Source organism: Bartonella sp. AP72JLCBS, from assembly GCF_042195705.1.
Lineage (GTDB): Bacteria > Pseudomonadota > Alphaproteobacteria > Rhizobiales > Rhizobiaceae > Bartonella.
Window position 1 is genome coordinate 59,306 of the sequence record NZ_JBHIOU010000002.1, and the last position, 22,708, is coordinate 82,013.

Annotated in this window: 15 protein-coding genes, 3 tRNA genes and 2 pseudogenes; 12 read left to right on the forward strand and 8 right to left on the reverse strand. The window is 35.4% G+C overall.

Annotated elements, in window-relative coordinates; all coding sequences use genetic code 11:
* The first annotated feature begins 113 nt into the window (after positions 1 to 113).
* From ACFILO_RS01510 to ACFILO_RS01525, 4 genes are all read left to right on the forward strand, one after another.
* A tRNA-Arg gene (locus ACFILO_RS01510) sits at positions 114 to 190 on the forward strand.
* A 530-nt stretch (positions 191 to 720) separates the two neighbouring features.
* Positions 721 to 888, forward strand: coding sequence for a hypothetical protein (locus ACFILO_RS01515; RefSeq protein WP_375613483.1), 168 nt, complete (start codon positions 721 to 723; stop codon positions 886 to 888).
* Between the two features lie 387 nt (positions 889 to 1,275).
* On the forward strand, positions 1,276 to 1,575 hold the full coding sequence (locus ACFILO_RS01520) for a hypothetical protein (RefSeq protein ID WP_375677732.1): 300 nt from the start codon (positions 1,276 to 1,278) through the stop codon (positions 1,573 to 1,575).
* Positions 1,576 to 3,864: 2,289 nt separating this feature from the next.
* A complete protein-coding gene (locus ACFILO_RS01525; protein ID WP_375677733.1) occupies positions 3,865 to 4,149 on the forward strand; it encodes a DUF6990 domain-containing protein in 285 nt (94 codons plus the stop codon).
* Positions 4,150 to 4,522: 373 nt separating this feature from the next.
* Here the strand turns inward: ACFILO_RS01525 and ACFILO_RS01530 are convergent, their stop codons facing one another.
* Entirely contained in the window at positions 4,523 to 6,091 is a 1,569-nt protein-coding gene (locus tag ACFILO_RS01530; protein ID WP_375677734.1) for a TerC family protein, read from the reverse strand.
* Positions 6,092 to 6,527: 436 nt separating this feature from the next.
* Here ACFILO_RS01530 and ACFILO_RS01535 point away from each other — a divergent pair.
* Positions 6,528 to 6,603, forward strand: a tRNA-Lys gene (locus ACFILO_RS01535).
* 1,100 nt (positions 6,604 to 7,703) lie between these two features.
* Here ACFILO_RS01535 and ACFILO_RS01540 read toward each other — a convergent pair.
* The 4 genes from ACFILO_RS01540 to ACFILO_RS01555 all read right to left on the reverse strand — a co-directional run bounded on the left by ACFILO_RS01540 (position 7,704) and on the right by ACFILO_RS01555 (position 13,506).
* Positions 7,704 to 8,657 (reverse strand): YbhN family protein, encoded by a 954-nt coding sequence (locus tag ACFILO_RS01540; RefSeq protein WP_375613484.1) that lies wholly within the window; start codon positions 8,655 to 8,657, stop codon positions 7,704 to 7,706.
* Positions 8,658 to 8,672: 15 nt separating this feature from the next.
* A complete protein-coding gene (gene ybaL / locus ACFILO_RS01545) occupies positions 8,673 to 10,424 on the reverse strand; it encodes a YbaL family putative K(+) efflux transporter (protein ID WP_375613485.1) in 1,752 nt (583 codons plus the stop codon).
* Positions 10,425 to 10,523: 99 nt separating this feature from the next.
* Positions 10,524 to 13,037 carry a protein translocase subunit SecD gene (secD, locus tag ACFILO_RS01550; protein ID WP_375620802.1) on the reverse strand — a complete coding sequence of 838 codons (2,514 nt, stop codon included), beginning with the start codon at positions 13,035 to 13,037 and terminating at the stop codon, positions 10,524 to 10,526.
* A 91-nt stretch (positions 13,038 to 13,128) separates the two neighbouring features.
* Positions 13,129 to 13,506 (reverse strand): hypothetical protein, encoded by a 378-nt coding sequence (locus ACFILO_RS01555; protein ID WP_375613487.1) that lies wholly within the window; start codon positions 13,504 to 13,506, stop codon positions 13,129 to 13,131.
* A 180-nt stretch (positions 13,507 to 13,686) separates the two neighbouring features.
* Here ACFILO_RS01555 and ACFILO_RS01560 point away from each other — a divergent pair, with 180 nt between their 5' ends.
* The 7 genes and pseudogenes from ACFILO_RS01560 to ACFILO_RS01590 all read left to right on the forward strand — a co-directional run bounded on the left by ACFILO_RS01560 (position 13,687) and on the right by ACFILO_RS01590 (position 20,418).
* A complete protein-coding gene (locus ACFILO_RS01560; protein WP_375677735.1) occupies positions 13,687 to 16,062 on the forward strand; it encodes a mechanosensitive ion channel domain-containing protein in 2,376 nt (791 codons plus the stop codon).
* Positions 16,056 to 16,328, forward strand: a complete 273-nt coding sequence (locus ACFILO_RS01565; protein WP_375612155.1) for a hypothetical protein — start codon at positions 16,056 to 16,058, stop codon at positions 16,326 to 16,328. Before ACFILO_RS01560 ends, ACFILO_RS01565 begins: the two co-directional genes overlap by 7 nt.
* Positions 16,329 to 16,885: 557 nt before the next feature.
* Positions 16,886 to 17,827: an outer membrane protein gene (locus ACFILO_RS01570; RefSeq protein WP_375632356.1), complete on the forward strand. Its 942-nt coding sequence runs from the start codon at positions 16,886 to 16,888 to the stop codon at positions 17,825 to 17,827.
* Positions 17,828 to 18,537: 710 nt separating this feature from the next.
* Complete coding sequence (locus ACFILO_RS01575) at positions 18,538 to 18,699, forward strand: hypothetical protein (RefSeq protein WP_375613490.1); 162 nt, start codon at positions 18,538 to 18,540, stop codon at positions 18,697 to 18,699.
* A gap of 25 nt (positions 18,700 to 18,724) precedes the next feature.
* The gene (locus tag ACFILO_RS01580; protein WP_375677736.1) at positions 18,725 to 19,042 is read left to right on the forward strand and encodes a phage integrase central domain-containing protein; all 318 of its coding nucleotides are present in this window, start codon (positions 18,725 to 18,727) and stop codon (positions 19,040 to 19,042) included.
* A 486-nt stretch (positions 19,043 to 19,528) separates the two neighbouring features.
* Positions 19,529 to 20,152: pseudogene (locus ACFILO_RS01585) on the forward strand (lambda exonuclease family protein).
* A gap of 72 nt (positions 20,153 to 20,224) precedes the next feature.
* Positions 20,225 to 20,418: pseudogene (locus ACFILO_RS01590) on the forward strand (helix-turn-helix transcriptional regulator).
* A 94-nt stretch (positions 20,419 to 20,512) separates the two neighbouring features.
* Here ACFILO_RS01590 and ACFILO_RS01595 read toward each other — a convergent pair.
* From ACFILO_RS01595 to dapB, 3 genes are all read right to left on the reverse strand, one after another.
* Positions 20,513 to 20,597 (reverse strand) — tRNA-Leu (locus ACFILO_RS01595).
* Positions 20,598 to 20,711: 114 nt separating this feature from the next.
* On the reverse strand, positions 20,712 to 21,332 hold the full coding sequence (locus ACFILO_RS01600; protein WP_375633246.1) for a 2,3-bisphosphoglycerate-dependent phosphoglycerate mutase: 621 nt from the start codon (positions 21,330 to 21,332) through the stop codon (positions 20,712 to 20,714).
* 28 nt (positions 21,333 to 21,360) lie between these two features.
* Positions 21,361 to 22,173: a 4-hydroxy-tetrahydrodipicolinate reductase gene (gene dapB, locus ACFILO_RS01605; protein ID WP_375677737.1), complete on the reverse strand. Its 813-nt coding sequence runs from the start codon at positions 22,171 to 22,173 to the stop codon at positions 21,361 to 21,363.
* Positions 22,174 to 22,708: the final 535 nt, after the last annotated feature.

Below are 22,708 nucleotides of genomic sequence, written 5' to 3' on the forward strand. Positions count from 1 at the left end.
GTCGTTAGATAAATTACAAACGAGTAATTTTTTTATTAGAATGATAATTTAGCATTGAAGCTAAGAGTATGATTAGTTAAAAGACCATAACTGATTTTAATAATCAGTGTGAAGCACCCGTAGCTCAGCTGGATAGAGCGCTGCCCTCCGAAGGCAGAGGTCACAGATTCGAATTCTGTCGGGTGCACCAAATTCTTCAACTTCATATCATCCTAAATAACAAGATTACCTAAAAAGAAGCCAATTTCCTCTTTTATGAAAATGGTTATTTGAGTTGTTTATTAAGTTTTGCAGCGAATAAGCAAATGATTTTAAGAGAAGTAAAATTTACGGCTGCGTATATAATTTTTCGGTTAGTCATTTTGAATATCGAGATAAAAAAGCAAGGTTATCTAAATATGCTTTCAATTTAACTATAAACATTTAAAAAGTACATTTAATTCAATATGTTATTGTACAACTGATCTGGCGATGTTGATAGTAGATCACTAAATATATTGTTTTGAGCATTAAAATAGATAGCTAAATTTGCTTTTATTCTATTTTTGGAGTTAAAGGCTGTTATGGTGATATGGAACGCGGATGAGGAATATCACCAGTTAAAGGAATAATAAGGGGGAAAAAACAACCGTCAAGATTTGAATTGTTTCAAAATGCTGTATTCGATATGGTTTTGATATGGGTATCTGGTGATTTCTCTATACACCAATACTGCCAGTTATGTTGGATGAAGGATTATTTAGCTTTAATCAACTTTCTTATATACCGAACACTAATTATGGTGGTTATTTAGTTGGGAGTATGTTCTTTACGTTTGGCAGTAATTGGGATTATATCTCTTGCTCCTCGCATACTATCTTGTGCAGCTATAGTAATGAGTGCACTTAATTATTTTCATGGCGTTAACACTTAGTCCTTTTGATCCGTTTTGCTGCTGGTGTTGCGAGTGTAGCAATGATGGTTTTGGGTTCTATTATAGTCATACAGCATAGCCATATGGGCGGATTATTGCTTCGCTTTATGCAGGTGTAGAAGTTGGTATTCTACTACTAGGTAATGAATATGTTATTATTAGTTTGAACAGAGCGCTTGATGCAACAAACATTTGGTTTGGAGCTGGCTTAATGTCTGTTCAAAACTTTTAAAAACATACAGGTTTAATTATGATAACTATATCAAAAAACACCTCCGTTATTTCTTTCATTGCAAATGAAACCGCTCCTGTTAATCAGAAAAAACCATCCAAAATATGAATAGATCAATCAAATGGATTTCGTGACTGGTAATATATATATATATTATCGCATTCGTGCTTTAAACGATTTTGGTGATGTAAAAAAAGCGATCTGGATGGCTTTTATTGAAAATGAAAGCAATCTCTCTCATGATGGTAATTGCTGGGTTGCTGATAATGTCTGTGTTGTAAAATCTGGTTGTGTTTATGAAAATATAAGGGGCTATGGCAATGCTGCCATTGGTGGCTATGTGTATGGCAATACCCTTATATGTGATAAAACCCATGTGTATTTTGGTGTTCATGTTTATGACAATGCTCATCTTTCTTATAACGTTTGAGTTTATCATTAAGCGCGGGTTTATGGGAATGCAAAATTATCCGGTAGTGCACGTATTCATAGCAATGCCGCGGTTTATGATCATGCGGTTGTTATAGGCAAGGTTTACGGCAATGCTAGCGTGGGGTGTCATACTAAGGTCTACGGCTCTGTTTATGGCAATGCCAAGATCTCCTGATTATATCGTGATTAGAAGTAATGTATATGGCAATGCAAGAATAAAAAGACATAGCGATTTATATTCGGTTCCCATAAATTGAGAGGTTTATGAAAGTGATGATGTTATCAAGATTGATAAACAGAATAAATGACAGACGTGGAGGGTGCTTCTTTGATGGTTATAAACGCATCATAAAAGAAAGCTGTGCCAATTGATATGACGCTGCTTTTAAATAGAGGTACTACAGATCATACAAAAGAAGTCAATAATGAATGTATGTATACAAAACGTATCATATTGCAAACGCTCTATTCTATTGATTAAAACTGATCAAAAGGAACGTAAATGACAGATATGATCTTTAATCACTCATTTGAATTACAGAACCTATAAACACTTTATGTATGGCTATAAAGCGTATTAAGAATAACGCTCGCATTTTTGAAGTGGTCATTTGACACAAAGTACATTATCAAAATGTCTCAACGCTTGGTAGGTTCATATCAAGACAATCAAGAGAAAATGCGTATTAAGTGAATATTTGTAACAAAACCCGTTGTTTACATTTACGAACATTGGTTTTTAAAAGCAGCTTTTCATAAGACAATAAACAACCGCTTTTTATAAAATCTAAGGCTTTTAAACTGTTATAAATCTAGGTTTCAAACGTATTTATAGAGATATCATTTTATGTCTCTAAACGTTTAAACGTTCATTTAGTGAGGTTCTCATAAGCGTATTTTCACTTTGCATTTAAACATAACTTCTTTTCAAATAAGCCGCTCTATATTTGGGCTGGTAAAATTAACCAGCTCAAATTCGAGTTCGTTAACTTTAGAATAGAGCATTCTTTAAACATTGTCGCTTTTGACTCAAAATTGAGTAAAACACCATGCCTTTGTAATATGATTGCAATCCTTTTGAAATTTATCTACTTATCTTTGTCTTAATAAGTATCCTCAAATTTTAGGGGACTTCATTTGGTTTCGTATTTTTAAACTGTAACTTTTAAAACGTTTTTTGCTTGTTTGCCTGCGTTATATCATTAAAAATCTTTTGATTTCTACGACATAACATTATCAATTTCATTACCTGTTGTGATGATAGTATCTATATAATGTCTGCTTATTATTGACTAACTTTTTAGTAAGCGGCGCTTTAAAATCGACTTGTCTTTAAATCCTTTTATGTGCCCTTAATGAATTAAAACCTATTCTATGATAGTTTCAAATGATTATTTCTTTTAAGGTTTAGCTCAAAAAAAGAGTAAACCCCATACCGTTTTTTAAACGCATGCAATTTATGTTATCGATAATTTCAAACGATTACGTTTTTAATAATGCGATTTGTGTGTGATACAAACGTATCATAAAATTTATGAACTGTTATGAATGATAGCTGCGTTCACTTCATTTGAATGTTTACATGCGTTTTATGGTCTATCCATACATGGTAATTGTTTATGAAAAATGGTTAATTAAATCACGTATAAAAGTGTAGATTTTAAATGGGATTCATATAAAATAATTGCATGCAAACTATTGACTTTATTGTATTTTTTATGAATAAGATTCCATCTCGTTTAGACGTTGTAAAAGAAATCACCAAAGACCTTATTGATAAGATTCTTCTCTTACACGGCGTTATCACTTTTGTTTGCAAAAATCTGCTTGTCTTTTGACTTTTGATATGGATACAACCTCTTTTGAGGTAGAGCAAAGAATTTTTTAATCATGGAGAGTGCAACAGTGTTCTTCAAAAATCTTGATTGGTTTGTTGAAAAAATTAAAGAGGTAGATAATTATTCAGCATGTTATCAACTACCAGATTGTGAAGTACAAATTCTTTATAATGACGCAATTATCAAAGGTTATCAGTAAGTTGATGTTGGAGTTTCGATTAGTACTGGTATTTTAGCTGCTGCCTGTATGGTAATTGATCCCTATCAATTCTCAGCACTTACAAGATCTACAACTTGATTTTTATAAAAAGGGGTTGAGAGTTTGTGAAGAAGGAATATATGCAGATTGGTTGGAATTAAGCGGGATTATGTCTTGAAATAGGCGATAGAAAAAATTGATCTTCATAAATGCTTTTATTCCAGATATGGAGCACCATCTTGGCGAAAGAATGAAGTTGGAGGTACATAAGGTTATCAAGGTAGATTATGCTGATTATAGCTTACTTCATATTGGTGCACTGGCTTTATTGGGTGATGTTGCAACCTTACAATCTTATTATCAAAGTTTCAGTGTAGAGGATCATTTAGGCTTTGATGAAAATACCCAACAGATTCATTTTGAACGTGCATTGGCTTTAGTCAAAGAAGTAGTCAAATCTAAGCAACTCAGCTACGCTTTCATTGCAAAAGTAGTAAAAAATATGAACCATCTGGAAGAAAAACAAAGTTCTTAATAAGAGCTTTCCAGAGAGGTGGAGTTTTATCCATTGGCGGAAATCTGATGTTTGAAAGAGGCTTTCTTGATGTGAAGGTAATGTTGTAATAAATAATTATTATAAATCAATATGTTGTATATATTCATTGTTTTGAGATTAATGACCATTGACAAATAATTTTGCACCATTTTCTCTCTTCCAGCTTTTCGTCAATCATCAATGAAAATTTTTTATAATGGAAAGTTCATTGATAATATAACTTTTGTATGTCATTACTTTACGCTTAAAAAAAATATAAAAATAATGAAATGCAATTGAGTTATCAACTGCTTATTCGTTTCAATTTTTAATCATAAAAAAATCTTTTTATTCATTTTGCTTATAAAAAGAATTAGCTTTTTTCTGGTGATACAAGTGGAGAAATAAGGATTTTAGATATGTTTCGGCGTTCCATTTCAATCACTTTAAAGTGTAAACCATCAGTTTCAAAGCTTTCTCCCTCATTTGGTAAATGACCAAACTGCCAAAGCATAAAGCCTGCCAGAGTCGTATAACGATCTGCTTCATCCACAAGGTTACGCCCAAGATAACCACTTAAACGGCGGATATCAGCATATCCCTCAACAAGAAGACTGCCATTTTCAAGTTGTTCTGCGATCATGAGTTCTTCATCGTCATCAGGAAAGTCTCCTGCAATAGCTTCAAGAATATCGGTTGGTGTTGCAATTCCTTCAAAAGATCCATGCTCATCAACAATAATTGCAAGCTGAATCGAAGAATGACGTAATTGCTCCATCAATCGTAAAACACTTGTATTTTCATGAACAACGAGGGGTTCTCGCATAGCTTTTTTCCAATTAATCTTTTTCCCCTCAGCCAAATTCAAAAGAAGATCTTTTGTCAACGCAACGCCAACAAATTCATCCACTTTTTCACGCGCAAGAATTAAGCGGCTATGTTTAACCTTTTGTAATTCTTCACGCATTTCATTTTCATCAGCATTTAAATCTAACCACTCAATTTCATTACGCGGCGACATGATAGAGCGAACAGGGCGATCAGCTAAATCGAGAACACCACGAATCATCTCCTTTTCTTCTGGTCTAAACAACTCAGAAGCTGCGGCCTGTTCAGCAATAACATCTACAGTCTCAGCAAGGTGACTATCTTTGCTTCCTCCTCCTAAGAGTCTCAAAACAGCATCAGCTGTTCTACTGCGTAGATCATTCGTTTTAATCATTTTTTCACGGTTACGACGTCCAATTTGATTAAAAGCTTCGATAAGAACAGAAAAACCAATAGCAGCATACAAATACCCTTTTGGAATATGAAAACCAAATCCTTCAACAATGAGAGTAAAACCAATCATCATCAAAAAACCAAGACAAAGGATTACAATAGTGGGATGACGATTAATAAAACGCATAAGAGCACGAGATCCGCACATCATTACTCCCATAGCAGCTATGACTGCGATATACATAACTGCTGCCTGCTCTTTTGCAATCATACCTGTTGCGGTAATAATACTGTCTAGTGAAAAAACGGCATCCAGCACCACGACTTGGACGATTACTTGCCAAAAAACAGCATAACCAACGCCTGTTTTTCTTTCATGTGATACTCCTTCTAACCTTTCATGTAATTCTAGCGTTCCCTTTGCGAGCAAAAAGGCTCCACCACCGATTAAAATAAAGCTATGCCAACTAAATACAAAAGATGAAAGTGAAAGAATGACCCTATCGAGTCTCATAACCCATCCAATAACGGTAAGAAGGAAAAGCCGCATAATTAATGCTAAAGTAAGACCTATAAAGCGTGCGCGGTCACGCAAATGCAGTGGCAATTTTTCAGCTAAAATTGCAATAAAGATAAGGTTATCTATTCCTAAAACAATTTCGAGAAAAACCAGCGTGATCAAACCAAACCACGCATGGGGATCAGTGATCCATTCCATCATTCCTTACCTTTTAGAAGCTTAAAAGCGCGCGATTGACAAAAAAAATTCATAGGCTTTTATTCGTATATTGGATCATGAACATTGAATGTAAAAAACTTATATTCAAAGAAAAAAACAGCACAATATTGCTTGAATACATGTGATTGTTGATAAAACAAAATGATGCCCCATCCCGCTTACAACCACAAGAAGGTTCCTCTAATTTTCGCTCGGGCATTATGCTCGATAATCCTCTAACTATAGGTTCTGTATAACAATCAGAACATTTATTTATAAAGCTTCTTATAATGGGTTTATTTTTATATAAGATCAAGTGGTGAATATCATATTTTTAACCTTACAGACAATGAGTTTATATAACAAACAACAAAATATCTGGACATCTATCCTTAGGAGCGTTATAGAAACGCTCATTCTCGTCTTTTGAGAAGCTTATGGGTGATTAGCTCAGTCGGTAGAGCAGCTGACTCTTAATCAGCGGGTCGTGGGTTCGATCCCCTCATCACCCACCATTTTATTTTATACCGTAAATAACTTATTGATTGCGTAATTTTTTTAAGGTACGAGTTGCTAAATAAAATTGGGCAGTAGGATTTCCCCATATCTGTTTGTTTAAAAGTGAAGATTGTTGATATAGCTTAGTCATCGGTGTTTGTACTTTTTAGGGGACTCAAAGAACTTCCAAAGGACATTTAAAGATCTTTTAATGCGTATTGTTTCTTTTTTTTAAGTTGCAATTGGTAAGGAGAAGCCTCTTACCGACAATTGTGTTATTTAAAGGGGTATAAAAATCAACAGTTTTCACTTCTTTTAATATAAATTGATTAAATTTTTTTTGGATTTTTAGCATATTGTTTAAAGACAGAAGAAACTTTACACTTTAGTTGTGTCAGCAGCGTGGATATTTTTTGATAACTCTCCCGCTTAAACAAAAAACTTCTGTAATAATCATCAGTATTCCAAGAGGGTAAATCAAGATAAAATAAAGTAGTTAGCTGGACATACAAGTAATAAAATTAGATCAGTTTAATTGTTTAAAGCTAATACCTGTTAAACGAAAGACAATAAACTTTAATGAGGCTTAAAGTTTTGAAATATTAAGCTGTGTGGTTACGCTATGCTGTCTTTCCGTTAGCTAAACCTCTAAAAATATAAATATTAAGAAAGCCACTCAGATTCATTATAATATATTGATTTATAAAGAATTGATTATTCTTTATTTAAAAAAAACTTTACTATCATAAACTTCTTTTGTTTCAATCCCTCTTATAATGAATTAATTAAAATCATTCATTTTTGCATCATAAATGGGATTAACGTGTGGATAAAGACTATTGAAGAATGGCATAAAAATAATTCTTATTAATGTTCTTAAGTGCTAAAAGTTATCATAACATTGGAAAAATAGTATAATGGCGCAGGCTTGCTCTTTTATTAAGTATAAAGATGATGGTGCAACAATAGCTTTACTATTATACCATTTACGGGTATTGTTGTGTAATGGAGAAGAGCGTTGAGAGAGGTTTCTTAAAAAAGATATGTAAATTGGCAACACGATGGTGTTTTGTTCTTTTATAGGTACATAAAAAAGAAGTCATTGATAGCCTTTTATTTATTCAGGTGGTGTTTTGGGGGCTCTTTTCCAATATTGTTGCGCCTCAAAAATGACGACCACAAATAATGAAAGGATGAGCGGTATAATCAAATAAAACATTCTAAAGACAATAAGTGCTGCAATAACATCGGTTGGATTTATATTGGGCATGCCTGTTATGAAGAGAGCTTCAAGAACTCCTACTCCTCCTGCTGGAGCATTAGAGAGAAGAGTTATCGTAAAAGATGCTAGGAAAACACCAAGAACAGAGATAAAATGAATATCTGCGTTATGTGGGAGAACAGCATATATAATTCCTGCTGCTCCTAAAAGCTCTAGAGGGCTAATGAGAAGCTGTTGAATAACAATTTTCAGCCGGGGATAGGAGAGTTGAATTTTTTTACCCAAGCGTAAGGGCTTTAACTGAAGCCAGCTGCCAAACGTATAAAGTGCTATACAGCTGAGTAAAATTGCTCCAGCCGTTGTTCCGAGCCATTCAGGAAGTTCTTTATGAATGAGGGTGATAATTTCGGGTTGCAGCACCAAAACGATTCCCAAAAGTAAGATTGTGCCGATTACAAAAGTAAAAGAGCAAAAACCTACTAATATTGCGATTTCTGTTCCGTTTAATCCTTTCATTTTATAGGCGCGATAGCGTACAACGGCACCAGAAAAAACTGAAGCACCGATATTGTGTGAAAGAGCGTAGGTTGTAAATGAACATATAGCGATAAAAATCCAAGAAATTTTATGGCCTAGATGTTGCAAGGCAATTCGATCATATCCAGCAAGAGCAGCATAAGCTAGGAGAGAACATAAACAGGCTAATAACCAGTGCTGTGCATTTAAATTGCTCAAGCGCTCCAATACATCCCCAAATGAAATGGCAGAGAGCTTCATGTAAAGAATTCGAATAGATACCAGCATTGCTAAGATACCAATCAATGGCCATATAAATTGCTTTATTTTCACGATTCTGTATCCATTTTATGTTTTCTGTAAATTTTCATGATTGAGCATATTCCTTACAGATCTTCGTTCTGTTATATACTCTATAATGCCATTGGCAATTTCTTCATCATCTGTTACTACAACATCAGCACCTAAATCAATGAGATATGTTGTTTCTGTGTCGGATAATGCATGTGTGATTATCTGGATATCTTTCTTCATATCACGGATATTCACGATACATTCTCCTACTTCAATGGTACTTCGCATTGTAATAACAACTTTATGTGCATTATTTATATTTGCTGCGTTCATTATTTCTTGTTGAATGATATTGCCGCAAATAGCCTCAAAGCCATCTGCAATCGCTTTATCAGAGAGGCGTTTTGATTCTTCTACGATCACTATAGGTTCACCTCTATTTATTAAAGATAATGCAACACACTTACCGATACGACTATAGCCAATAATTACGATATGGTTGTTTTTTAAGGTCATCGGTAAAAAATCTTGGTCAGGATCTTGTGGATCAATATCAATAATTGTTTGGGTATTTTGTGAAGATGCAGAATTTTTTTCTAGACGTTTTTTAATTTTATTACAGGCAATGAAAACAAGAGGATTGAGCAAAATAGAAAAAATTGCTCCTCCAAGAATTAAATCATGAGCGTCATTGTTTAAAAGTCCTAAGCTTAAACTTAAACCAGCAAGGATAAAGGAAAATTCTCCGATTTGGGCAAGGCTTGCAGAAATAGTCAAAGCTGTTGCATTAGAATAGCGAAAAGCTTTAACGATGAAAAAGGCAACAGCAGATTTTCCGATTACGATAATGAATAAGGTTGCTAAGAGAGGGAAAAAATGAGTTAAGAGTTTCTCGGGGTCAAATAACATGCCTACAGAAACAAAAAAGAGAACAGAAAAAGCATCGCGCAGTGGTAAAGATTCTTCCGCGGCACGGTGGCTTAATTCTGATTCGCTCATGACCATACCAGCAAAAAAAGCACCAAGAGAAAGAGAAACTCCAAATAAATGAGCGGCTCCGAAAGCTACTCCTAATGCAATAGCAAAGACGCTAAGACGAAATAATTCACGTGATCCCGATTGTGCGCTCATTTTTAAAAGCCATGGGATAACGCGTCGCCCAATGACGAGCATAAGTGCAATAAATACAATTACCTTCAGGATGGTGAGACCAAAAATACCCCAAATACTTAAATCCAACCATTGAACAAGAGGATCCAACGCTTCTTTTTTGGTATTGCTGAGGGCACTTGCCAAGGAAGGGATGAGGACAAGTATAAGGACCATTGCTAAATCCTCAATAATCAACCATCCAACGGCAATGCGTCCTTTTTCTGTTTCAATAAGATGACGCTCTTGCAAAGCACGTAGCAGGATAACGGTACTTGCTATGGATAAAGCAAGACCGAAAATCAAACTACCACTAAAGCCCCATCCCATAATCAGACCAAGGCACAAACCTAGAAAAGTAGAAAATGCCATTTGTGCAATAGCAGCGGGGACAGCAATAGCTTTGACAGATAAAAGGTCTTTTAATGAAAAGTGGAGCCCAACACCAAACATCAGCAAAATAATACCAATTTCAGCAAGTTGATTAATGATGACGGAATCTATTTTAAATCCGCCTGTATTGGGTCCCACAATAACACCAGCTAACAAATAGCCTACAAGGGGTGAAATACGTAAACGGCTAGCAATCATTCCCAAGAGAAATGCTAAACATAAGCCTGCAACAATAGTTGTGATAAGTGGTGTGTCGTGGAGCATGGATTATTTACTATTCTTGATCAAAAAGCGAATGAATGAAAACGACTATATTTCTATGAGAAGAGAGGCGAGATGTACCATACGCATTAAAGGGCATTTTTATTTCACTTTGATATTTGCACGATTATTTCGCTCACGCCACCAATTTCCTAGCAGGAGTAAAATAGGAGCAGCAATAAAGATAGAGGATGATGTTGCAATAATAATCCCAAAGACCATGGGTAATGCAAAATTATGAACAGCACTTCCACCCCATATCGCCATGGGGAGCATCGCAAGAATTGTTGTGGCTGATGTAAAAAAACAACGTACAAGAACCTGATTAATTGACAGATCAATCAGCTCGCGCAACGGCATTTTTTTATAAAGACGCATATTTTCGCGCATCCTATCATAGACGACAACTTTATCATTTATAGAATATCCAACAATTGTTAAGAGTGCGGCGATAGCCGTTAAATTAAAATCAAATTGAAATAAAGCAAAAAAGCCAATCATTTTTGTGGTGTCTAGAATGAGAGTGATAATTGCTCCAATGGCAAAGAACCACTCGAAGCGTAACCATATATAGAGAGACATGGCAATAGCCGCAAGAATAACAGCAGTAAAAGCAGCTGTGGCAAGCTCACCTGAAATTTTGGGACCAACAACTTCTATTTGATCGAATGTGGTATCGGGATAGATATTTTGTACAGCTGTTTTGACCTTATCAATGGCGGTGGTTTGTTGTGCTTCGCCACCGCTTTGTTTCTGCATGCGAATTAATACGGTATTTTCGTTATCAATATTTTGCAAGGTAACTTCACCAATATTAAGAGTAGAAAGCTTGGAACGCAGAGTTGCTAGATCTGCTGGTCCTTTCGTGGTAATACTCATTTGGCTTCCGCCAATGAAATCAATACCAAAATTTAATCCAGGCTTAAAAAAGAGAAAAACTGAAGCCATTGATAAAACAATTGAGACGCCAATACCAATGAAACGTGCTTTCATAAAGTGGAAAGTTGTGTTTTGTGGCATGATGTTGAAAGCAGAGTGAATATGCAGTTTTTTAATCTTCCATTTACGAACGATCCAAATCATGATGATGCGTACAATGGTGATATTTGTAAACATGGAGATGATAATACCAAGCAACATTGTTACGGCAAAACCACGAACGGGACCGGTCCCGAACCAAAATAGTAAGACGGTCGCTATAATTGCTGTAACATTTGCATCAACAATGGTTGCAAAAGCGTGTTTAAATCCACGATCTAGGGCTGCAAAAGCACCCACACCTTTTCGACTTTCTTCACGGATACGTTCATTGATAAGGATATTAGCATCAACGGCAATACCGATGCCTAAAATAATACCAGCAATACCAGGCAGCGTAAGCGTAGCTCCCAAAAGACTCAGTGCAGCAAATGTTAAAATTGTGTGCAGAGCTAGTGCTATATTGGCAATTAATCCCCAAATACGATAGAGAAGAAAAATAAAAATTGCAACAAGAATAAAGCCAATTATGCCGGTGTAAAGTCCCATTTGGATAGCATCAGCACCAAGATTTGGACCTACGGTTCTCTCTTCAATGACTGTGAGTGGTGCGGGGAGGGAACCAGCACGAAGCAGAGCAGCCAGAGTTGAGGCTTCTTTGGGGTCAAAGTTTCCTGTAATTTGACCTTGTCCATTGGGAATGACACTATTGATGGTCGGAGCGGTTAAAACTTTATTATCCAGAACAATGGCAAAAGGACGGTTAATATTTTGTCGTGTTATATCGGCAAATATTTTTGCACCAGCGGAATCTAGCGTAAATGAAATAATGGAACGTCCTGGTATTTGGGGGTCAAAACCTGCACGGGCATCTTTCAGGACATTTCCATCTAAAGCAATTTGATCATAAATTGCATAATGTTGTGTTGCATCAGTGTATCCAGGGAGAATAGAAACACCTATAGGGGGGTTATTGGGGTCCACATTAGAAGGAACAAGATGAAAACTCATCTTAGCGGTTGTTCCTAAAAGATCACGCAGTTGTTTTGGATCTTGTAGTCCAGGCAATTGGACCATAATACGATCATTTCCGACCTTTTGGATGGCTGGTTCTGAAACACCAACTTGATCTATACGACGACGGATGATTTCTAAGCTTTGTTCAATAGCATTGCTGACACGGTCTTTTATACCAGCTTCTGTTAATGTGACGCGGAGAGTTTCATTTTGAGCACTGATCGTGATGTTATGTTCTGTTGTGCCAAAGCTACTGTGTATGGGGGTTATTAATGTTTTCAAAGCAGAGAGTGCTTTTTCAGTTTGCGATGGGTCAGAAATAAGGGCAATAACGCTATCTTCAACGATACGCACACTTGAGGTGCGGATTTGTTTTTCACGCAATACATTGCGCACATTGCTTAAAACTATATGTAACTGATCGCGTTTTAACGTTTTGCTATCAACCTCGAGCAGGAGAGAAGAGCCTCCTTGAAGGTCAAGACCAAGTGCTACACGGGTGTCGGGTAAGAATTTCGAGTTTTTAACTTGTTCGTGTGAAAATAAATTGGGTAAGGCAACATAAATGCTGCTTAAAAGAATAAAACAATAAAGGGTAGTTAACCAACCAGGTGTACGCATGATATATTCCGTAAATAGGCAATCTAACAGTTATTCAAAGTTAAAAGCACAAGTAAAATAAGATGATCGTTTTTATATTCAAGGAAGAGAATTAAGTATGTTCATTGGGAGGAGCGCGTTTATTTGAGAAATATTGTGTTTTAACGTTACGAAATCGTGTGTCAACAGCTGGAATCTTTATTAAAAAGAAATCCAATGTTAGGATTTTTTGAAAGGTCCTCATAAAAATAGATTCTGTATGGAGTGTTACAAGTTTTTTGTTTTCAGTTGTGGTAACATTCACCTGATCACACTTATGATGTAAATCAAATCTATTCGTTTTAATGACATTATTGGTGTGTGATTGTTTGATTAAATAAGCACGCGTTTCTAGGTTGCTCGTCAAGAATACACCTAAACTGGATAGAAAAATCCAGGTTGTCAAAGGAAGAAAATCTTCTTTTTTGCAATAAAGGTGCAAAAAAAACATGCTAGAGTGCCTTCTTTAATCTTATTGAGTTCAGCTTATTTATCATTCTTTTATCTTATTACCAGTATTATAGGATAAGGGAAAGCTTTTATAAGATTATTCTATAAAAGTTGAAAATATCTACTTTATACCATATTTAAAAGAGAAAAATAAAATCCCTTTTGTGCTCATAAGGTAGATATGTATTCATTTTGTAGAAAAAACATCCACATACTTTTCCTTCTTTTGGGGATTATCTTTGTATTTAATTCTGGTGCATGGGGTAATAGGGGGGCACAAAATACAATTGTCGAACAAACGATAGCTTCTTATTCAGTTGATGAAATTATTCTGCAACAACAGTTGATTATTAAGACTCTTGAAGAAAATACTGAAACTTTAAAAAGAGATTTTGACAGAAAGCCAGAAGATGAGCGTGCTTTAGAAGAATTACGGTTACGTGCACAAGATATCAGTGAACGTGCTATTGAGGCAGCATTTGTTTTGCGTCCTCCTCTTAATGAGATTAATACACTTCTTGATCAATTAATGGAGCTCCATCGTGACGTGAAAAAACTGAAAAGCTCTGTGAAGGAATATTCCTATTTGATAGAGCAAAAAGCTAAAATTAACAGTATCATGCTTCGTTTTGAAGCAATTTTCTTAGCGGCAAATAGAATAGCTGAACTTTCTATTTCTCAATCTCGGGAGCTTTTTAAACGCACGCTTACGTATAGGCTTGAGTTTTCGATTCCGATGGTTAAACATCTCGTCCAAAAAACAAAAGAGGCTTCATCAGATTTTCTTGTGTTGTTAAATTCTTGGTGGAATTTTATATTTTACTTCAAGTTTTTACAACTATTTCTTTGCTTTTTAATTCCACTTTTTATTACTTTGGGACTTTCCTATTTTTCTCAAAAAGTTCTTGTTCATGTGTATTGCCACTTTACGAAGTCTAATGAGGAAATATCTTATTTACAACGCTTATTGATCGCCTTTATTTCAGTTCTCTTACCTTCACTTGTATGTATTCTTTGCGTTTATCTTGTGTTGTTTTTGTTTCGTAGTTTTAACTTAGATCCAGGTAAGCTTACAACAGTTTTTGATATGATAGGTTGTCAAATTATTTTATTATTTTTAATCAATCGATTAGCTGTTGTTCTTCTATCATCGAATAGGCCCCATGTAGGTCTTCTCAAGATTACATCATCGTCTGCTTATCAATTAGTGATTTTACTCACTTCTTTAGGGGGTATTTTGGCATTTGACGCTGTTCTTGATAGTATTTATCAAATCATTTCAGCGCCTCTATCTTTAACAATTGCTAAAAGTTTTATTGCTGTTTTTCTTGTAGCGATATTGCTATTTATAATATCATTTGTACCTTTGCGGTTTAGACGTAGGCGTGTTCAAGAAGAAAAAAAAGAGCCATACTTTTGGCCGTTTTATATACGCATTCCTCTTATTGGCTTGGGGTTACTGCTCTTTGTATTGAATTTTTTAGGTTACGTTGGACTTGCGCGTTTTATTACGCAGCAAATTATGATTGATGGAGCATTTTTAGTTCTCATGTATTTAGGAATACAAAGCGCTCAAGCACTTGGAACTAAAGACCAATTTATGAAAACAACGGTTGGTCATCTTTTGATGCAGAGGTTTCATTTAGAAGAAAAAACGATGAATCAATTGGGAGTTTTTGTGAGCGTTTTTCTCAATTTATTTGTTGTTATATTTTGTGCAATGCCAATTGCTGTACAGTTTGGATTTTCCTATTCTGATTTAAAAGCAGTTTTGTGGCAATCGGTGACCGGTTTTCAGATTGGAAATATTAGTCTTTCTTTGATTTCTCTTGTAACAGGAATTATTTCTTTTTGTGTTTGCTGGTTTCTTATTCGCCGATTTATTGGTTGGTTAGATAATGTGGTGTTGGTTCATGGAGAGTTCGATTCTGGTATACGTAATTCTATCAAAACAGTGATAAGTTATGGAGGCGTTGTTGTATCTTCTTTGACCGGATTATCAATGGCAGGTTTGGATCTTAGAAATTTCGCTCTTATTGCTGGAGGACTTTCACTTGGTATAGGTTTTGGTTTACAGAATATTGTCCAAAACTTTGTCTCTGGACTTATTATTTTAGTTGGAAGACCATTTAAAATAGGGGACTATATAGAATCTGGATCAGTAGGGGGTGTTGTTAAGCGTATTAGTGTGCGTGCAACGGAACTTGAGACAATTCAGCGTAAGACGATTATTATTCCCAATTCAAGCCTTATTAATAACAACGTTAGTAATTGGACACGACGTAATAAAGTAGGACGAATTGATATACCAGTTACTGTATCATCTAAGGTTGCTCCAGAGCATGTTGCTGAAATTTTGTTAGAGATTGCTTCTGCGACAGAAGGCGTTTTAAAAAATCCTATCCCACAGGTGAGTTTTACAGCATTTGATCGTAAGAGTTTTTCCTTTAATTTGGCTATTTATGTGCCTAATATTACCTCATCTTCTCATGTAACCAATGCTCTTCGATTTAGCCTATATAAGCGTTTTGCTGAGGAAGGAATCTTAGAATGCTGAAATATACTTATATTTTGATTACAGTTATTCTATTAAGTATTTTTACCATAACAGCTTTTGCTGCAACAGTGAAGAATACTGATTTAAAGATACAATCTCTTATTGTTGTTGAAGGAAGTATACCTTCAAAAATTTCTTTAAATACTCATCAAACAATTACAATTTGTATGAAGGGATGTTTTATAACTTTTCCTAATAAAGACCGTTTTGCAATAAAGGCAGATGATAATATAGAAATCAGTAGGGGAAGAGCAATTTTTAAATAAAATGATTGAGAATTTTTGTTTGGGGACAAGATTTAGAAGGATAATGATATTGTGTGTAATTAATAATCTCATCCTTTAGAAAATGGTAAAAAAGTATGATTTTAGTATAAAATGGGTGTTTTTTATACTATGTAGAATCTACAGTATGCATTTTGGATGTAAGAATATTGAGGTATTTATAATATTGTTAATGAACATCGATTCTCTAAAAATAATTACATCATTTTTAGATTTTTTTCATAAAAAAAGGCATAAAATATACTATTTTGTGATTTTTTTGCGGTAATTTTAATACAAAATGTTTTATATTTCCTCCTTTTGACAAGATAATATGTATTTTTATTAAATATTTATTATTTGAAGTATTCATTATTCTAATATTTTAAAATTTATTTGATAATATTAAATTTTGGTGTAATGATATATTATTATAGTGATAAATTTAAATGTAACTATAAAGGAGTACATGCAATTTTACAGCATAAGATTTTATAAAAATTTGTTTTTTTAAATGTGATTTTTGATTATATTTAAATTTAGCAATGGGGTATAATTTTATGAATACAAAATTTATAACAGCATCTGTTTTTTCTTTGATTTCACCTTCTATAGTACAGGCTGCAGATGTGGTGGCTCACGAAGAGCCATTACATGTTGCCTCAGAAGTTGTTGCTTCTTCACCTTTTTCTTGGGCAGGTTTTTATTTCGGGGGGCAAGTTGGTGGCTTTTCAAGTAAGATTTCTGCAATAACGCGTGATGTTGATATTCCTCTCTATCCCGATGAGGAGAGTAAAAGTAAACCATGGGTGCCTGTCGAGAAGCAGTATATGCCTGAGCTTTCTGGATTTATAGGTGGTTTTTATGCGGGTGTTAATTTTGATCTCGGTAATAATTTTATTATGGGGATTGATACGGATATCATTTTAACGGAAAAAAAGGATACAAAAACAAGATTTCATGCAGATGAATCGAGTGCTGGTGGAACTGAAGGATCGGGCACTGAAGGATCGGGTACTGAAGGATCGGGTACTGATACTGAGGAATTAGGTACAGAAGGAAAAAGTCGAAAAAAGGCAAAACTTGTCAGAAGACAGGGTAGAGACTTTTCTCGCTCTTCTGCAGAGGATAAAGAAGAGAAAGACAGTTTAACTTTTAATCATACGTTAAAACAAAAATGGACAGGAGCTACACGGGTGCGTGTTGGGTTTTCTGCAGGGCGTGTGATGCCTTATATTGCTGGTGGTGTTGCTTATGGACAGTTTCAGGATATTTTGTCGACAGTAATTACGGGAGGTGAGCCATTTAATAGGACATCGGATGTAACAAAAACGATGATTGGTTATACTCTCGGTGGTGGTGTTGATTTTGCAATGACAGACCATCTTGTTGTGCGTGCGGAATATCGTTACTCAGATTTTGGTAAAAGGAAATTTAAAGACGAGATTGAAGTTAAGTATAAGACGAATGATTTTCGCGCAGGAATAGCTTACAAATTCTAATTTTGTAGGATAAAGGAGCTTAAATTTAAGAGGTCCTATTTCTTTGATAGGGCCTTTATTTTTTAATTTTATGCATTGTAAACACTATTTTATGGTGAAAAAAAAGGGGCTTTGACTTTGAGTGAGAATGAGGAGGTAAGGAAGAGTTACTCAGATTCTTAATTGTTAAGAATAAAAAATTTTTAGTTCACGAGGTGTGGTTGAAACATTTGTTGGCAAAGAAGGATTGCTTCGTCTTTCATATTATTACAGTTATCACTTTATAATACCGTTATAGAGTTGCAAACAGTAAACTTAAAGAGAGTTTTTACTATCTAAGTAATGAGAAAATAAAGAAAATTCACATAGAGTGGTGCGGACGGCGTGCACGTTTGTGCAACAATTTTTTCTTCCCTTAGAACTCTCTACAATATCACCTGATAGCACAGTTTATCTTTTTTCTGTTTAATAACTAATTGTTTTTATTTTATTTTATTTATTAAATTGCCTTTTATATATAATCTTGGTACCAGATGAAAGTGCTCCAAGTGCAATTCAAAAGGTGGTTTTTAAAAGGTGGTTCGAAGAACGTGATAGACTGTCTGTCTTATCTGTAAAAAATCTATCTAAAGGAAAATATGCTGATAGAGCTGGTTTATGGCTTATCAAAACTACACCAGACCAAGGATGATGGGTTTTTAGGTTTGACCTCAATATAAATACGACGAGAAATGGGATTAGGCTCTTGTCGCAATGTATCTTTAAAAGAAGCACTGTTCAAAGCTTTAGCTTGTCGTGATCTTTTAGATCAAAGAATTGACCCGATTCGCCGAAAACAAAAAGAAAATTTACGTCGAGCAGGGGGGTATTTCTTTACGAGAAATTGCCTCTAGTACTTTTGAAGCGAAAAAAAACGAATTGAAAAATGAAGGAAAAGCAGCAAACTGGTTAACACCTCTTGAGTTACATGTTTTTCCTAAACTTGGTGATACGCCAATCATTGAACTGACGCAAATTGATATAAAAGGATGCATTTCTCCCATTTGGAAGACAAAAAACGAAACAGCAAGTAAAGCTTTATCCCGCTTGAATATAGCTATAAAACATGCGGTGGCACTTAGTATAGATGTGGATATGCAATTAAAAGCAAAAGCTTTATTAGAAAAGTTTATTCAAAATACCCCAAATATTCCAGCTATGCTATGGAAAGAAATGCCTAAGTTTTTTCAATCTTAAAATGATGAGCTTGTATCACATCTAGCTTTAAAACTTCTTATTTTGACGGTTTTTTTTATACCAATCAGGCATATTTAGAGATTTATGGATCAATATGGATTATCCCAAAAGAAAATATGAAGAGAATTGTTGGAAAGGTTTCTGATTTTCATGTGCCGCTTACAGCTGAAGCGCTTGCTGTTATTGAAAAAGCAAAAAAATGGTTTTTTATTTGTTGAGAGTTTTGGAAAGCCTATATCTGATGTAGCACTTCCTAAATTCATGAAAGACAAAGGTTTTGATTATAGACTTCATGGTTTCAGATCGATTCTGCGGGACTGGATAGCAGAGACAACGTTAAAAAGCTTGATGATATGTCTGAAGTATAAGCACAAACGGTGTTACATCTTTTGAAAGATAAACAAAACAGGCAAAAGGTAGAAACAGATTCTACTATACAAGATGCCGATATAGCAACGCCACACGAACAGGGAACGGCGGTGTGAGATGGAACAAAGAACAGCGGAATGGTTTCAAGCAAGGCTAGAGAAAGTCACTGCTTAAAATGTTTACAACGTACTCAGTAAGACAGCAAAAGGTTTTCCTACAAGCAAATATGAAGACTACAAAACGAAACTCATGACAGAACGCTTAATAGAGGAAATAAGCCAATCTTATACAACACCTGCTATGCAATGGGGCATTGAACATGAAGAGAATGCCTTAAGAGAATATGAATTCATTTATGACGCAGAAGTCACAAGATGCGGGTTTATCCCCCACCCAAAAATGGAAATGGCGGGGGCTAGTCCTGATGGGTTGATTGGAGAGGACGGTTTAATCGAAGTCAAATGTCCACAATCAACCACGCATTTGCGCTTCTTTATGTATGACGAAATCAAGCCTGAATATATCGCACAGATGCAATTCCAAATGGCATGCACTGGACGCAAATGGTGTGATTTCATGAGCTATAATCCAAACTTTGTAGGCAAATCTACTGGTTTGAGAATGAAAATCAAACGCATCAATCGTGATGAGGAACACATTGAAGAGATTAATAAAGCGGTCGAAATCTTTTTAGGGGAAATAGAACAAGAGATGCAAAAGATTTTGACAAAAGCTGCTTAAACCTATGGGGGTGCTCTCTCCTCCCAGCACCCCCGCCCATTTAATTAATATAAAAAAGAGAAAGGTAATGAGATGATATTTGATGATGGAGATGGATATGTAATAACACGTGAGTGTGCAAAGTTTTTTAGTGTATCCACAACCACGATTCGTAATTGGGTGCTTCAAGGGGGCCAGAGCTATATAAGCTAGGGAGAGCAGTGAGATGGAGAAAGAAAGAGATCTTATCCTTCACTCCAAAGAAAAATAAGGAACAAATTAGCTAAAGTTGTATAAACCGTAGAAGGTGGTCTAAAAGTTGGTCTTAAAATAGCTCTTTAAAGAAAAAATCTATATATTTAATGTGTTAAAGATATAAAATGGTGCCCAAAAGAGGACTCGAACCTCCACGCCTTACGGCACAGGTACCTGAAACCTGCGCGTCTACCAATTCCGCCATCTGGGCTTATAAAATTCATCTAAGCGCATGAAGCAACTCTGTCAATAAAATTATAGAATTTATTTTTTCAGCTTAAAACGATAGCATTGAACTTTTGAGAGAGATCATGATTTTAGAAGTTTAAGGTGTGAGGACTGTCTTTGATAAAATTGTTGAATCCGGATTAAATGTGTAAATAATAGGAATGCCGGTCGCTAATTCTTGAGATATAATTTCCTCACCGGAGAGACCTTCAAGCGCCATAATAAGAGCACGAAGAGAATTTCCATGTGCTGCGATCAAAACAGTTTGAGAGCGCAAAATATAAGGCTGGATATGGTAAAGATAATAAGGCCAGATGCGCGCACCGGTGTCGCGTAGGCTTTCTCCATTCGGCGGCGCAATCGTATAGGAGCGGCGCCACATTTGCACTTGCTCTTGCCCCCATTGTTGGCGTACTTCATCTTTATTTAAACCAGAAAGATCACCATAATTACGTTCATTTAATGCGGGATTTTTTATCACTTCTAAATCTGATTGTCCCATTTGCTCTAAAATGTGCTGAGCGGTTTTTTGAGCTCGCTGTAAGGCAGATGTATAAGCGATATCAAACCTCAAACCATATTCTTTCAGTTTTTTTCCTGCTGCTATCGCTTCTGCATGACCTTTTTCTGTTAAATCGGGATCTTTCCAACCGGTAAAAAGGTTTTTGAGATTCCATTCACTTTGTCCATGACGAATTAGTGTAAGTATGCGTCCCATTATGAATTGCCTCTATTCTATTGATTGTTTAAAATTCATCGTTCAATCCCAAAACATCGAACATTGAATAAAGACCGCTTTCATGATTTTGTGCCCATAAAGCTGCTTTTAATGCGCCATTGGCAAAGATAGAGCGTTCTTGTGCTGTATGTGAAAGAACAATGCGCTCATTGGAACCGGCAAAAATGACACTGTGTTCTCCAACAACTGTCCCACCACGTGAACAGGAAAAGCCAATGGTGCCTTTTTTGCGTTTACCTATATAACCATTGCGTTCGTTGACACACACATTTTTAAGCATAACATTGCGCCCTTCAGCTGCTGCTTGGCCAAGAAGAAGGGCTGTTCCAGAAGGGGCATCAACTTTGTTAGCGTGATGCATTTCATAAACTTCGATATCAAAATCATCGGCTTCTAATGCTTTAGCGGCTTTCTTTACAAGGTTGGCTAAAAGATTTATTCCAAGGCTCATATTTCCAGATTTGACAATAGTTGTATATTTCGCAAAATCTGCAATTTTTTCTTCTTCTGTTTTGCTAAATCCTGTGGTGCCAATAATATGGACAAGGCTTTTTTGAGCAGCGTAGTTAGCATAAAGAATACTGGCTTCTGGTTGTGAAAAATCTAAAATACCTTCTGTATTAGAAAAGGCATTTTCGGGATTGTCAGTGATACTAATCCCAAGAGAATCTGAACCAATTAATGCACTGGCATCTTTTCCTACAAACGGTGAGCCTTTACGTACAAGAACAGCACAAAGTTCTACATCTCTCCTCTGCTGGATTGCTGTAATGAGTTCACGTCCCATTCTTCCATTTGCACCAACAACTGTAAGGCGCATTTTTATCTCCTTATAATACTTTACTGTGCAGTATAGGCAAATTCTTGCCTTCTTTCCAATGGTTCTTTTTCTTTATAGAAAAATTTTTTTCCTGCTTTAATTTATCTTGTTGTGCTGTAAAATACTGTTGTTTAGAGCAAGTGATATAAGATCTACAAATTTAAATAGAGATGTTTTTCGTTGAGTGTGTGATGAATATTCCTAAGTAAGGTTTGCTTATGACACCTAAAGGAGATTGTGTATTACTTTACGCTTTTGTTTCTTTCGTTCTTTAAGGGGGGAGCGTTCTTCATGCAAAACAAGATCTCCCAAACAAAATACACCTATGTTGTCAATTCATGCGCTTTTCTTAAAGAAATATTTATCAATTCTTCTAAACTTATTTTATGATAGTGCTCGTGAGTGGTATCACGAGAGAGTATCCATGAATAATATAACATCTATTCTGCGCCACTATCTTTATGCTTCATAAATAGAGAAAATTAGCATTATCATACGTTTTGTAGCCTTTAATGTTTTAATAATTCTTGGCACT

Excerpts from the sequence above, each read along its gene's own strand:
- ACFILO_RS01530 (WP_375677734.1), bottom strand. The coding sequence starts at position 6,091 with ATGATGGAATGGATCACTGATCCCCATGCGTGGTTTGGTTTGATCACG.
- ACFILO_RS01575 (WP_375613490.1), top strand. The coding sequence starts at position 18,538 with ATGGGATTAGGCTCTTGTCGCAATGTATCTTTAAAAGAAGCACTGTTC.
- ACFILO_RS01555 (WP_375613487.1), bottom strand. The coding sequence starts at position 13,506 with ATGTTTTTTTTGCACCTTTATTGCAAAAAAGAAGATTTTCTTCCTTTG.
- ACFILO_RS01600 (WP_375633246.1), bottom strand. The coding sequence starts at position 21,332 with ATGGGACGCATACTTACACTAATTCGTCATGGACAAAGTGAATGGAAT.
- ACFILO_RS01570 (WP_375632356.1), top strand. The coding sequence starts at position 16,886 with ATGAATACAAAATTTATAACAGCATCTGTTTTTTCTTTGATTTCACCT.
- secD (WP_375620802.1), bottom strand. The coding sequence starts at position 13,037 with ATGCGTACACCTGGTTGGTTAACTACCCTTTATTGTTTTATTCTTTTA.
- ACFILO_RS01565 (WP_375612155.1), top strand. The coding sequence starts at position 16,056 with ATGCTGAAATATACTTATATTTTGATTACAGTTATTCTATTAAGTATT.
- ybaL (WP_375613485.1), bottom strand. The coding sequence starts at position 10,424 with ATGCTCCACGACACACCACTTATCACAACTATTGTTGCAGGCTTATGT.
- ACFILO_RS01560 (WP_375677735.1), top strand. The coding sequence starts at position 13,687 with ATGTATTCATTTTGTAGAAAAAACATCCACATACTTTTCCTTCTTTTG.
- dapB (WP_375677737.1), bottom strand. The coding sequence starts at position 22,173 with ATGCGCCTTACAGTTGTTGGTGCAAATGGAAGAATGGGACGTGAACTC.
- ACFILO_RS01525 (WP_375677733.1), top strand. The coding sequence starts at position 3,865 with ATGAAGTTGGAGGTACATAAGGTTATCAAGGTAGATTATGCTGATTAT.
- ACFILO_RS01515 (WP_375613483.1), top strand. The coding sequence starts at position 721 with ATGTTGGATGAAGGATTATTTAGCTTTAATCAACTTTCTTATATACCG.